9 protein-coding genes are annotated in these 13,225 nt (G+C 72.7%); 4 read left to right on the forward strand and 5 right to left on the reverse strand.

Translation table 11 applies throughout. From position 1 onward, the window contains the following. The first annotated feature begins 269 nt into the window (after positions 1–269). Entirely contained in the window at positions 270–1,511 is a 1,242-nt protein-coding gene (locus DVK44_RS07705; RefSeq protein WP_228447030.1) for a prenyltransferase/squalene oxidase repeat-containing protein, read from the forward strand. A 1,239-nt stretch (positions 1,512–2,750) separates the two neighbouring features. Here DVK44_RS07705 and DVK44_RS07710 read toward each other — a convergent pair. Together DVK44_RS07710 and DVK44_RS07715 are read right to left on the reverse strand one after the other, a co-directional pair. Continuing rightward, positions 2,751–3,509: a class I SAM-dependent methyltransferase gene (locus DVK44_RS07710; RefSeq protein WP_114658969.1), complete on the reverse strand. Its 759-nt coding sequence runs from the start codon at positions 3,507–3,509 to the stop codon at positions 2,751–2,753. A gap of 266 nt (positions 3,510–3,775) precedes the next feature. Beyond that, positions 3,776–5,824 carry a bifunctional glycosyltransferase 87/phosphatase PAP2 family protein gene (locus tag DVK44_RS07715; protein WP_114658970.1) on the reverse strand — a complete coding sequence of 683 codons (2,049 nt, stop codon included), beginning with the start codon at positions 5,822–5,824 and terminating at the stop codon, positions 3,776–3,778. 293 nt (positions 5,825–6,117) lie between these two features. Between DVK44_RS07715 and DVK44_RS07720 the strand changes: the two genes are divergently transcribed. Continuing rightward, positions 6,118–6,786, forward strand: a complete 669-nt coding sequence (locus DVK44_RS07720) for an O-methyltransferase (protein ID WP_114658971.1) — start codon at positions 6,118–6,120, stop codon at positions 6,784–6,786. 112 nt (positions 6,787–6,898) lie between these two features. Here DVK44_RS07720 and DVK44_RS07725 read toward each other — a convergent pair whose 3' ends face one another. Continuing rightward, positions 6,899–9,013 carry an MFS transporter gene (locus DVK44_RS07725; RefSeq protein WP_114658972.1) on the reverse strand — a complete coding sequence of 705 codons (2,115 nt, stop codon included), beginning with the start codon at positions 9,011–9,013 and terminating at the stop codon, positions 6,899–6,901. Positions 9,014–9,155: 142 nt separating this feature from the next. Between DVK44_RS07725 and DVK44_RS07730 the strand changes: the two genes are divergently transcribed. Beyond that, the gene (locus DVK44_RS07730) at positions 9,156–10,409 is read left to right on the forward strand and encodes a peptidoglycan-binding domain-containing protein (RefSeq protein ID WP_162793706.1); all 1,254 of its coding nucleotides are present in this window, start codon (positions 9,156–9,158) and stop codon (positions 10,407–10,409) included. A 189-nt stretch (positions 10,410–10,598) separates the two neighbouring features. Further along, entirely contained in the window at positions 10,599–11,285 is a 687-nt protein-coding gene (locus tag DVK44_RS07735; protein WP_114658974.1) for an HAD-IA family hydrolase, read from the forward strand. Between the two features lie 53 nt (positions 11,286–11,338). Here DVK44_RS07735 and DVK44_RS07740 read toward each other — a convergent pair whose 3' ends face one another. Both DVK44_RS07740 and DVK44_RS07745 read right to left on the reverse strand, forming a co-directional pair. Then, entirely contained in the window at positions 11,339–12,226 is an 888-nt protein-coding gene (locus DVK44_RS07740) for a TIGR03619 family F420-dependent LLM class oxidoreductase (protein ID WP_228447031.1), read from the reverse strand. Between the two features lie 81 nt (positions 12,227–12,307). Beyond that, on the reverse strand, positions 12,308–13,045 hold the full coding sequence (locus DVK44_RS07745) for an ABC transporter permease (RefSeq protein WP_114658976.1): 738 nt from the start codon (positions 13,043–13,045) through the stop codon (positions 12,308–12,310). Positions 13,046–13,225: the final 180 nt, after the last annotated feature.

Here is a 13,225-nt window from a genome sequence, read left to right on the forward strand (position 1 = left end):
CGCCCGCCATGACCACCGTTCGCCGCTGCACCGCGGCGCTCGCCGCAACCGCCGTGCTCTGCGTGGCGTTCGCTCCGGCCGCCAGCGCGGGGGGTGACACGGCTCCGGCCGCGGAGCCGACTCCGGTCACCGGAGCGTCTCCTATGCAGGCGGAACCGACAAGGGAGTCCATCGGTACGACAACGGCTTCCGGAGCCTCGGGCACGACGTCCGGAACCTCCACTGCTTCCGGCACGTCCGGCACGTCGACCATAGTGATTCCGCCCGGCGTGTACGGAGACAAGGATCCGACGCAGGACGGAGTGTGGCGACAGTCGCTGGCCATGCTGGGGCAGGCCGCGGCCCAGGTGCGCCCGGGCGACCAGGCCGTGATCTGGCTCAAGTCGCAGCAGTGCGCCAGCGGCGCCTTCCCCTCCTTCCGCGCGGACCCGTCCGTACCGTGCGACGAGAGCACGGCCGTCGACTCCCGGTCCACGGCCGCCGCCATACAGGCGCTCTCGTCGCTCGGCGAGCAGCGGCTCCCGATGGATCACGCGATCAGCTGGCTCCGTTCCGTACAGAACGAGGACGGCGGCTGGGGCTACCGCCCCGGGCAGCCCAGCGACGCGAACTCCACCTCCGTGGTGATCGGCGCGCTGACGGCGGCGGGGGTACGGCCCAGCTCCGTCCGTACGCGGAACAACGCCCCCTCCCCCGAGGGCAAGCACGCCTACGACGCGCTCGTGGGCCTCTCCGTCCCGTGCGGCGCGGACTCGGGCGCGGACGCCGGGGCCTTCGCGTACCAGCCGGACGCCGACAACCGGCTGACCGCCGACGACGGCGCCACGGCCGCCGCCGTACTGGCCGGCATCGGCAAGCGGATGGTGACCATGCCGGTGATCCCGGGTCCGGCGCCGAGCTGCGAGAACGTGGCGGGCACGGAGACGGACCCGAAGGCGGACCTGCCGCCCGAGCGGGCCGCCCGCAACGGCGCCGCCTATCTCTCCACCACCCTCGCCGCGACCGGCCACCTCGACCAGCCGCGGCGGCCCGGCGCCAAGGAAGGCGCGCCGCTGCCCGATTACGCGAGCACGGCGGCGGCCGTGGTCGCGCTGACCACCGCCGGATACGGAAACCAGGCGATCGTCGCCCTGGAGTGGCTGAAGCAAAACTGCGGCGCCTGGGCCCAGGCCAACGGCCCGGCCGCCTACGCCCAGTTGATCTTCGCCGCCCACGCGACGGGCACGGACCCGCGCAACTTCGGCGGCATCGACCTGGTCCAGCGCCTGAACGAGACGGGCCCGGCCCCGAAGTTCATCGCCCCCACCCCCACCCCAGGCACCCCGGGCGCCCCCGGCACCACTCCCGGCACCACCCCCGCGACCACCACGACAGCAGCGCAAAACGCCCTGAGCGGCGCCGACGGACGCGGCGTGCTGTGGCTGGTCGGCATCGCCCTGGCCTTCGGCACAGGAATCGGCTACCTCCTGGGAAGCCGCAGAAGGCCCAGCCGCCCTACGACAACGCACTGAGCGGGGGGACGGGTTCGCCGGGACTCGGTGGGATTGCCGGGTGCGGGTCAGTACCAAGAGGTAAACCGGGGTGTACGGGAGCAAGCGTGCAGCGCTGGGCCGCCCCTCCTCCTGTCAGTGTCGCGCCTCTGGTGGAGGAGTAAAGGGCGCTCCTACGTCGCGTCGGCTGCGCCGACTCCGCTGCGCTCCGCCCTTGACACCTCCCCCGGAGTCGCAAGTGCGGATGAGGGGGGGCGGCCGGGGGGAGGGGGCCCAAAGGGTGGCGCCCTACTGCCGCTCGGCTCAGGGTCCGGCGGCCCGGTGGGCCCTGCGGGGCTGCGCGGCAGAGGAATGGGGTGACTCGGCACCGGCTCAGCGGCCAACCGCCCGCTGCTGGTTGCGACTCAAGCCCCGCTGGTCACCGATGCGCTGTGGTGCCCGGAAGGCGGACGGGTTCCGCTGCCCGACCGGGTCTGCAGGCCGGACACCCCACCCACCTGCCCCATATGGGTCGATTTGGTGGCCCGTTGGGAGTCTTCTCGGGCGGCACATGTGTCCTCAGGTGCACAAGCGGCACTCCACGGCACATAGGCGACCCCCAGGGGCCCACTCCCCCTCGCCCGCGCCCCAGCAGGCACTTCCCCACACCACCGGGCGGACCCTACTCCCCGGCCGAACCCTCAGGCCGCCCACTCCCGCCCCTATGTCCTATATGGGCAGGTTTGGCAACCCGTTGGAAGTCCCCTCGGGCGGCACATGTGTCCTCAGGTGCACAAGCGGCACTCCAGGACGCATGGACAGCCTTCTGGGACCCACTTGCCGCCACCCACGTCCCAGTAACCCCACAACCCACACCACGGTGACCAGCGGGGCATGTGTCTGAGGAACAGACGGCCGTCAGCCGCTGAGACCAGCCGGGCAGCCCCATTCCTCTACCGCGCAGCCCCGCAGGGCCCACCCGCCCGCCGGACCCTGAACCTAGTGGCAGAACAGCGGACCCCCCGGGCCCCCTCCCCCCGGCCGCCCCCCCTCTCCCGTACACGCGCCGGAAGGGGAGGTGTCAAGGGCGGAGCGCAGCGGAGTCGGCGCAGCCGACGCGACGAAGGAGCGCCCTTTACACCTCCCCTGGAGGCGCGACACTGGCAAAAGGAGGGGCGGCCCGGCAGGCACCCGGCGTCCAGCACCTCGCCCCCGGCCCGCCCCGGTTACCTCTTGGTACTAACTCGCAGACAGCGACAAGCCGCTGGCCCCCCCTCGCGGTCAGAGCAACGGCCGCTGGAGCAGGGTCGTCCAGAGGAAGGGTTCGCCGAAGTGTGGTGAGTCGGCTGGCTCGTTGTGCATGTGGCGCAGTTCTACTTCCGTCAGGTCCGAGAAGATCCTGCGCAGGGACTCCGGTGTGTAGGCCAGGCCGCCGTGGAGGCGGGGGTCGCCCGCGCGGTAGAAGTCGGCGTCCGGGAGTTCGGAGCCCATGCGGCCGGACGCGAAGCAGGTGAGGGCGAGGTGGCCGCCGGGGGCTAGGGTCCGGGTGAGCAGGTCGCGGTAGCTGACGCGGCGGTGGGGCGGCAGGTGGTGGAAGCAGCCGGAGTCGTAGATGAGGTCGTACGGGCCGCCCAGCTCCGCCGGCTCCGTGGCGGAGAGGGCGAAGGCGTCGCCGCAGTGGAACCGGATGTCCGCGCCGGCTTCCCGGGCGCGTTCCCCGGCCCAGCCGATGGCCGCCGGGGAGAGGTCCACGGCGTCCACCTGGAAGCCCATGGACGCCAAGTACAGGGCGTTGCGGCCCGGTCCGCATCCCAGGTCCAGTGCCCGGCCGCGCGGGATCAGCCCCCGGTCGAGGTACGAGACCAGATTCTCGTCCGGCTTCGCCACGAAGAACGGCACCGGCTTCGACCGGTCCGCGTAGAACCCGTCCCACCACGTCGCCGCCTCACTCGTCCAGCGGTCGGCCTCCGGCGCGAACAGCGTGTCCATGAGCTTCAGCACATCGTCGACCGTGCGTATGTTCCGGTGTTCCGTTTCCATCCGTTCGCCCTCTCGCGGTGGGACATGAAGAGGAGCAGCACGGTACGGACGGACGCGGAGAAAGCCCAGTTCGGAGCGGGTCACGGCAGAGTCCGGACGGCCACCGGCGCCGGACGGCCGCCCCCGCAACGACCGTCCGGCCCCGTCACCCGCGCCCCGGCGCGACATACCGCCGGCGCCCCCTCCGGCGGCCGTCCCGGGGGCTTCTGGCGAGGCGTTCAGGCACGTATCTCCACGTGTTCGCGCATCGCCGTCACCCGCTCCGGCTACAACCTGTCCGGCTCCGGCTCCCGTTCACGTACCGGCTCGCGCTCGCGCTCCCGTACCACCGGCTCGTCCCCCTTCGTCGGCGACGGGAGTTTCACCCGTACGTCCACGGAGGCGGAGGCAGAGGCAGAGGCAGAGGCAGAGGCAGAGGCGGCCGGCACCGGGCCGCCCAGCAGCTCCCGGCGGCCCGCCAGCAGATACGTCAGCCCGAAGCCCGCCGCGACGACCGTCGCGCCGCCGACCGCGTCCAGGATCCAGTGGTTGGCGGTGGCGACGATGGCGCAGACCGTGAAGAGGGGGTGGAGCAGGCCGAGGAGCTTCATCCACAGCTTGGGGGCGAGCACCACGATCACCACACCGCACCACAGCGACCACCCGAAGTGCAGCGACGGCATCGCCGCGTACTGGTTGGTGAGGGCCGTCAGGGCGCCGTAGTCCGGGTTCGTCAGATCCTGCGGGCCGTGCACGGTGTCGATGAAGCCGAGGTCCGGCATCAGCCGCGGCGGGGCCAGCGGGTAGAACCAGAAGCCGACCAGCGCCAGCACCGTGGCGAAGCCGAGTGACGAGCGGGCCCAGCGGTAGTCGGCGGGACGGCGTACGTACAGCACGCCGAGGACCGCCAGCGGGACCACGAAGTGGAACGACGTGTAGTAGAAGTTGAAGAAGCTCTCCAACCACCCGGTCCGTACGGTCGCGTGGTTGACCCAGTGCTCGATGTCGATCCCGAGCGCCCGCTCGATCGAGTGGATCTGGTGCGCGTGCTTCTCGGCGGTCTCGCGACCGCCCGTCGCCGCCAGCCGGATGTGCGAGTACGCCGAGTAGCCGACGCGGATGACAAGCAGTTCGAGCAGCAGGTTCGGCCGGCTCACCAGCCGTTTCCAGAAGGGCGCCAGCGGCACCCGGCCCCAGCGCGAGGGCGCGGGCCGCGCGTACTCCGTCGGGACCGGCTTGTCGAAGTACGGCGAGGTACGCAGCAGGAACGGCACCGCGCACGCCGCCGCGAGCGCGGCGATCAGCGGTACGTTCTCCCGCAGCGGGGCGAGCACCTTCATGTTCGGCAGCATCATCTTGCCCGGCAGCGTCATCACCAGGATCACCACCGCCGGCCACACCAGCCGGTCGCGCGCCCGGGAGCCGACCCGTCCCACCAGCGCCAGCAGTACCCACAGCAGCTGGTGCTGCCAGGCGGCCGGCGATACGGCGATCGCGGCGCAGCCGGTCAGCGCGACGGCCAGCAGCAGCTGCCCGTCCCGGGCGTACCTCGCGGCCCGGCGGAGCGCGAGGAAGACCACGCCCGCCGCCAGGACGACGAAGAGCGCGACCTCCAGCGGCCCTTCCAGGCCGAAGCGGAGCAGCGCGCCGTGCAGGGACTGGTTGGCGAGGCTGTCGGCGCGCTCGCCGAGCCCGGCGCCCGCCACATGGTGCACCCAGTACGCCCACGAGTCGCCCGGCATGGCGGCCCAGGCCAGCGCCGTCCCGGCGGCGAAGGTCCCGGCCGAGGTGACGGCCGCCCGCTTCCGCCCGGCCAGCCACAGCAGCGGCGCGAAGAGGAGGACGGCGGGCTGGAGCGCCGCGCCGACGCCGACGAGGATCCCGGCGCCGCGTTCGTTCCGTACGGCGAGTGTGCCGAGCAGCACCAGCAGGACGGGGATGATGCTCGTCTGCCCGAGCGAGAAGCTGTTGCGCACCGGCAGGGACAGCATCAGCAGGCTGATCGCGACCGGCGCGGCCAGCAGTCCGGTACGGCGCGACACCTGCCCCGGCAGCGCCCGCGCCACGACCAGGCCGAGGGCGACGACCAGCAGCAGGGTCCCCAGGGTCCAGACGACGCCGAGGCTCTCCTCCGCCGAGCGGGCCAGTGGCTTCAGTACGAGACCGGCGAACGGCGTTCCGGTGAACTGCCCTGTGTCGTACAGTGATCCCGGCACATGCAGGACGCCGTTCTCACCGATCCAGGTCTCCAGATCGGTGAGCCGTTCCCCGGGCGGCTGCCGGAGCACCGCCGCCGCCTGTCTTACCGCCAGCACCGCGGCGACCAGCCAGAGCACTGCGCGGGCCCTCCCGAGCCCACTTCCCGCAGCACCCGCCGCCGCACCGCCGTGCGCGCTGTGCTCTGCATTCGCCACGCCGCGCCGACCCTCCGTCCCGAATTACGCCCGTCCTGGGCATAGAGCCTCGCACTGTCTTGCTGAAGAGACTCAGGCAACCCCCTCTTCGCCTGACTGTCACCCTTGTTTTGGCCGAATGCCCCTGACTTCCGCGATATGTTCCCGCCGGAAACTAATTCCCGCCCAGAGACTCAACGACAGAGACAACACCCCGACCGTCACGGAGAGACCCCATGTCACAGGAGCAGTGGAACACCGTCGACCGTTACTTCACCGACCGGCTCTCGCCGGACGACGAGGCGCTCTCCGCCGCCCTCGCCGCCGCCGACGCGGCCGGCCTGCCCGCCATCGGCGTGGCCCCGAACCAGGGCAAGCTGCTGCATCTGCTGGCCCTCACCCAGGGGGCCCGTACGGTACTGGAGATCGGCACGCTCGCGGGCTACAGCACCATCTGGCTGGGGCGCGCGCTGCCCGACGACGGCCGGCTGATCTCGCTGGAGTACGACCCGGCGCACGCCGAGGTCGCGCGCGCCAATCTCGCGCACGCCGGGCTCGACAAGATCGCCGAGGTACGGACCGGGGCGGCGCTGGACTCGCTGCCGGCGCTGGCCGCGGAGGGCGCGGGCCCGTTCGACCTGGTGTTCATCGACGCCGACAAGCGCAACAACCCGCATTACCTGGAGTGGGCGCTGAAGCTCACCCGGCCGGGCAGCCTGATCATCGTGGACAACGTCGTACGCGGCGGCGGAGTGGCCGACCCGGACACCACCGATCCGTCCATGCGCGGCGTCCAGCTCATGATCGAGCAGATCGCCGCGAACCCGAAGCTCTCCGCGACGGCCGTGCAGACGGTCGGGAGCAAGGGATACGACGGGTTCGCGCTGATCCGCGTGCTCGCCTGACGGGTGCGCGTACGTATGTACGTACGCCTGGCATACGTACATACGTACGCGCTAACGGGGGGATCGCATGCGTGGGCAGTCCCCCGGCCCCCCGTCAGCACGTACGTACCGTTCACTCCCTCACCCGCGCCACATGGTCCCCCGGCGGCTCCTCCCGTCTCCTCGGCCGCTCGCTCTCCGAACCGCACAGTTCGCTGTTCAGGTCGTGTACGAGCCGCACCAGATCGGTCGGCCGCTCCGGCCCCCACCAGTCCCCCAGCAGCTCCGCGAGCGACTCCTCGCGCGCCGCCGCCAGCTCCCGCGCCACCTCCGCGCCCCGCTCGGTGAGCACCAGCTCCACCCCCACGCGCCGGACGAGCCCGCGCTCCTCCAGCTGCCGGGACGCCTCGGTGACGGACGCGAGGGGTACGGGTGTGGTCTGCGCCAGGGCGGCGGGCCGGACCACGCCGTGGCGCCGGACGCGCAGCAGCAGCCAACTGGCCGCCGGGAGCAGGTCGTACCCCGCCCTGGCCGTGATCTTCTCGTAGATCCGCCGGCGCCCCTCGCGGGTGCCGAGCACCGACAGGGCGCGGGCCACCTCGTCGTGCGAGGAGCGGACGACCGGGTTGGACGCCAGGGTCTCGCTGGCCTCCGGGGCGGTCACCGAGCCGCGCAGCTTGTCCTCCTTGAGGAACCAGGCCACCACGAACCCCACCAGCACCACCGGCACCCCGTACAGAAAAACGTCGGTGATGGACGTCGCGTACGCGTGCAGGACCGGCGCCCGCAGCGCGTCCGGCAGCCGGGCGAGGGACTGCGGGTCGGCGGCCAGCTCGCCCGCGCTGGCGCCCGGCGGCAGCGGCTTGCCCGTCAGCGCGGTGGCGAGCTTCTCCCGGAGGAGGTGGGTGAAGATCGTGCCGAAGACGGCGACGCCGAAGGACGCGCCGATGGAGCGGAAGAAGGTCGCGCCCGAGGTGGCGACGCCGAGGTCCTGGTAGCTGACGGCGTTCTGCACGACCAGCACCAGGACCTGCATGACCAGCCCGAGACCGGCGCCGAAGACGAAGAAGTAGGCGCTCATCCGCCACGTACCGCTGAACTCGGTGAGCTGGTGGAGGAGCAGCAGCCCGACGGCGGTCACCCCGGTGCCCAGGATGGGGAACACCTTCCAGCGGCCCGTACGGCTGACGATCTGCCCGGAGAGCGTGGAGGTGAGCAGCAGCCCGAGCACCATCGGCAGCAGATGCACCCCCGACATGGTGGGGGTGACCCCCTGCACGACCTGGAGGAACGTCGGCAGATAGGTCATCGTCCCGAACATCGCGAAGCCGACGATAAAGCTGATGCACGCGACCATCGTGAACGTCCTGAGCCGGAACAGCCGCAGCGGCAGTACGGGTTCGGCGGCGCGCCGCTCGACACGGATGAAAACCGCGAGGAGTACGAGTCCGAGCAGCCCGAGGCCGATGATCCGGGCGGAGTCCCAGGGCCAGGTGGTGCCGCCGAGCGAGGCGACGAGCACGAAACAGACGGCGACGGACGCGATCAGGAAGGTGCCGAGGTAGTCGATGGTGTGCTTCGTCCGGTGCACGGGGATGTGCAGGACGGTCGCAATGACGAGCAGCGCGAGGGCGCCGAGCGGCAGATTGACGTAGAAGACCCAGCGCCAGCTGAGGTGCTGGGTGAAGAAGCCGCCGAGCAGCGGCCCGAGGACGCTCGTCGCGCCGAACACGGCGCCGAACAGGCCCTGGTACTTGCCGCGTTCGCGCGGCGGGACCAGATCGCCGACGATCGCCATCGACAGCACGATCAGCCCGCCGCCGCCGAGGCCCTGGAGCGCGCGGAAGCCGATGAGCTGCGGCATGTTCTGGGCGATGCCGCAGAGGGCGGAGCCGATGAGGAAGATGACGATGGCGGTCTGGAAGAGCCTCTTGCGGCCGTACTGGTCACCGAGCTTGCCCCAGAGGGGGGTGGCGGCGGTGGAGGCGAGCAGATACGCGGTGACGACCCAGGAGAGGTGTTCGAGGCCGCCGAGGTCGCTGACGATGGTCGGCAGGGCCGTGGACACGATCGTCTGGTCGAGGGCGGCGAGCAGCATGCCCATGAGGAGCGCGCCGATGGCGACGAGTACGGTGCGCGGCTTCCGGCCGTTGCCGGGGTCAGGGGCAGGGGTCGGGGCTGGATCCGGGGCAGGGGATGCGGCCGGATCCGGGGGCGGATCCGCCGGGGGGCTCGCTTCCTGGGCCATGCGGTGTCGCTCGCTCTCTGCTCCGGGCGCCTCAGATGTCCATCCTGACCGCTCCGTCCCGTTATGGCCTGCCGGGATCGCCCCCGCCGCTCAGGGCGGCACTGCATAATCAGCGGCAGTTCAAGGGGAGGGGACCCAAACAGTGAGCGGACAGCTCTGTCCCGAATGCGGTACGCCGCGGGCCGCGCTGGGCAGACCCGGCTGCGGCTGCGCGGAACGCGCCGTACAAGCCGTGCAGGCCGGACGTTCGGAGGAGATAGCGGCGTCGGAGGACTTCCATCCGATGCGCATCAGGCCGTACGTGCCGGTGCCGCCGGGGGGCGAGGACGAGGCGGACGCGGGCGCGGGCGCGGCGGGCGTGGAGGCAGGCGCCGGCGGAGACGCGGCCGAGGTGGCCGCTCCACCACTACCCGAACCGGCCGCCGCACCGGCCGTCGAGGACGACCGGCCGACCACCGCGCTACGGGTGATCCCGTCCCCAGCGGCGGCCACGACGGCGGCCACAACGGCATCCGCGGCGGCGGCCGAGACGGCCGTCCTGCCCGTCATCGCGCCCGGGCCGCCCGCCGCCACCGGGGCCCCGCCCGGACCCCCGCCCGGGTACGGGTACGGGCCCGCACCCGTACCCACCCCGGAGCCCGCCGCCGAGCCCGAGCCCGCGCGCGGGCGACGCAGATCCCTCCGGGTCGCGGCGATCGCGGCGGCGACCGTGGCGGTGGTCGGTACGGCGGCGTTCGCGGGCGGGCTGTTCCAGGGGGACGGGGAGCGGGACACGGCGCTCAAGGACAGTACGTACGCGGGCCGGCCGGACCCGAAGGCGACCGGCGCGGACACGTCCGCGTCACCGTCCGCCACATCGTCGCCGTCGGACTCCGGGGGTACGGGGACCGCCGCGGCCACGGGGTCGGCGCCGACGGACACGGCGTCGTCCACCGCGTCTCCGGAGACGTCGGCGTCAGCATCCGACGCGGCGGCGGCCGGGGCGGGTACGGACACAGGCGCGGGCACGGGCGGCACGGGCACGTCCTCGTCCGAGGAGCCGGACACCTCCAAGTCCACCAAATCCGCGGGGACTTCGGGCCCTTCCGGATCGACGGGCTCCCCGAAGGGCCCAACGGCGTCGGCCGACCCCGATCCCGATCCGGCGGGCGCGACACTGCGGGTCGGTGACTCCGGGCCCGAGGTCGTGGAACTCCAGCAGCGGCTTAAGCAGCTCTGGCTGTTCCCGGGGGCGGCGAACGGGCAGTTCGACGCGAGCGTCGAGGAGGCCGTCAAGGTCTTCCAGTGGTCCCGGAACGCCCTGACGGACCCGCTCGGGGTGTACGGGCCGGACACCCGGCGCGCACTGGAGGCGGAGACCAAGCAGGGACAGGGGCCCGGACGGGGACGCGGCTAGCAGGTCCTGGGCGGGAACGGACGGGGTCGCGCGTGCGGCGATCGACCCGCTTTGTATAATGACGAAACAAAGTGGCCCCGTCCGTTCACCCTGACCGGCGGGCGGGGCCACTTGTCTTTGTTCCTCCCGTTCCCCCCCCCAGTTCTCCCAGCTCCCCCGCAGCTCCCGCTCCCGCCCTGGAGTACGCCCATGACGCCCGCCGCCCCCGTCCTCACCGCCCGCGCCCTGCTGCTGGACATGGACGGCACGCTCGTCAACTCGGACGCCGCCGTGGAGCGCTCCTGGGGTGTCTGGGCCGACGAGAACGGCTTCACCCTCGACGAGGTCATGAAGGTCTCGCACGGCCGTCAGGCGCACGCCACCATGGCCGTACTCCTCCCGGACCGTCCGGCCGAGCGGAACCTCGCCGACAACCGCGCCATGCTCGCCAGGGAGACCGCCGACACGGACGGGGTGGTGCCGGTCCCCGGCGCTCCCGCCTTCCTGGCCGCCCTCGCCGGTCTGCCGCACGCCCTGGTCACCTCGGCCGACGCGGCTCTCGCCGGGGCCCGGATGGCGGCGGCGGACCTGCCGGTGCCGGCGGTCCGCGTCACCGCCGAGGACGTCACGGCGAGCAAGCCCGACCCGGAGGGCTTCCTCCTCGGCGCGGCCACCCTGGGCATCGCCCCGGCGGACTGCGTGGTCTTTGAAGACTCCGAGGCCGGCATCCTGGCGGCGCGCGCGGCGGGCATGCGCGTGGTCGGCGTGGGCCCGCGGGCGGCGGACCTGGGCCCGGACGCGCACGTCGAGGACCTCACGCGGCTGCGGGTGACGGCCGCGCCGTCGGGCGGCATCGCCCTGTACTTGACCGAGCCGGCCCCCGTACCCACCGCCTGACAACGACCGCCATCATCTGACGGACCGCCCGGCCGACCGACCGGCGCGCCGTCTCACCCCCGCGCGCCCTCCTCCCCGTACCGCCGCATGAACTCCGTCATGCGCTCCACCGCGCCCGCCGGCTCACCGAAGTGGATGCCGAGCTGCTCGGCCCCGGCGGCCTCCCACCGGCGCGCGTAGCGCGCGAGCGCCGCGATCTCCCGGTCGGAGTCGGTCAGCGAGATCACGGTCCCGGCCCGGACCCGCCGCCCGGCGGCAAGCGTGCGCAGCGTCTCCTTCCGGGCCGTGAACTCGTCCGGCGTGAGCCCGAACGCCTGCCACATGTCACCGACGCGCGCCGCCCTGCGCAGCGCCGCGTCCGACGTTCCGCCGATCATCAGCGGTACGGGGGCGGTCGGCCGGGGCTCGAACACACCGGACTCCGCCGCGTAGAAACGCCCCCGGAAGCCCGTACCGTCCGCTCCCCCGACGCCGCCCGTGCGGTGCAGCCGCTGGATCAGCTCGATGGCCTCGTCCGTACGGGCGCCCCGGTCGCCGAACTCCACCCGCAGCGCGTCGAACTCCGACCGCTCCCAGCCGACCCCGACCCCCAGCACGACCCGCCCCGGCGCGAGCCGTTCCAGCGTGGCGGTCTGCTTGGCGAGCAGGAACGGATCCCGGAGCGGCAGGATGAGCACGGAGGTGCCGAGGGTGATCCGGTCCGTGACCGCCGCGATGTGCGCGAGCAGCGTGAGCGGCTCGAAGACGCCGCCGTAGACGGGACCGTACGGCGCCGGCGGCAGCGGATGGTCCGGCAGCCATACGGCGGCGTAGCCGAGCGCCTCGGCGTGCCGCGCGAGGGCGACGACGGTGCGGGGGTCGGCCCCCGGCGCCCCGTCCGGCAGGACGACGCCCAGACGCATGGTCTCTTCTGCTGTCCTCGACAGTCGGGATGACTCCATACGACGGACGCTAAGGCGTGACACCGGTGTCACGGTCAAGGCGCACGCAGGACCGATGCCGGCCCTCGTACCCGTACCACCTCACTCGTCCCGGTTCAGCCGTCCCCTGGTCACCAGCTCCAGCACCACGCTCACCGCCACCGCCTGCACCGCCATCAGCGCCACCAGCACGAAGAGCTGCACCGCGCCCGCCAGCACCGGCGACGCCCCGCCCAGCAGCATGCCCACGAACGCCCCGGGCAGCGTCACGATCCCCACCGTCCGCGTCTGGTCGAGCCCCGGCAGCAGCGCGTCCCCCGCGGCCGGCCGCGCGACCTCCATCCGGGCGTCGCGGTCGAGCAGCCCCAGCGCGAGCCCCGCCTCGACCTCGCCCTTGCGCGTGTGCAGTTCGTCCAGGGCGCGGCGCCCGCTCAGTACGGTCGCGGTGAGCGCGCCGCCGATGAGGATGCCGGTGGTCGGGATCACCGCGATGCCCTTGGCCGGGACGACCCCGGTGAGCAGCAGTACGGCCATCACCGGCGCGACCCCCGCCCCGATCGGCAGGGCCGCCCACCACCACGTCCGGTTCGGGGTGACCCGCCGCCCGGCGGTCCGTACGGCGACCGCGTACATCAGCGCGACGAACCCGGCCAGCGGCGGTACGGAGCCGACGACCCAGCCGATCGCCAGCGAGACCGCGCCGAGTTGGAGCGCGGCGCGCACCCCGGCGACGGCCATCTCCCGGCCCCGGCCCAGATGCGCGAGCGCGGCGACGGTCACGGCCGCGACCAGGAGCAGGCCGAGCACGACCCCGAACGTGAAATCGACCCGCAGCAGCACGGGCCCACTGTAGGTGGTGCGGTGTCCGTGAACATCCGGTACGCCCGGAGACATCCCGGGGTGCCCCGGGAGGCACTGGGGCGCGCAGGGCCGCGCCCCCGCTCGCGTTGGCGCGCCACCGCGCCAACCTTGCCCGGTTAAGCGCCAATTGCCCGTCCGTCAGGAAAGCCGGACACCCGC

Origin of the sequence: Streptomyces paludis, from assembly GCF_003344965.1 — a bacterium.
GTDB lineage: Bacteria > Actinomycetota > Actinomycetes > Streptomycetales > Streptomycetaceae > Streptomyces > Streptomyces paludis.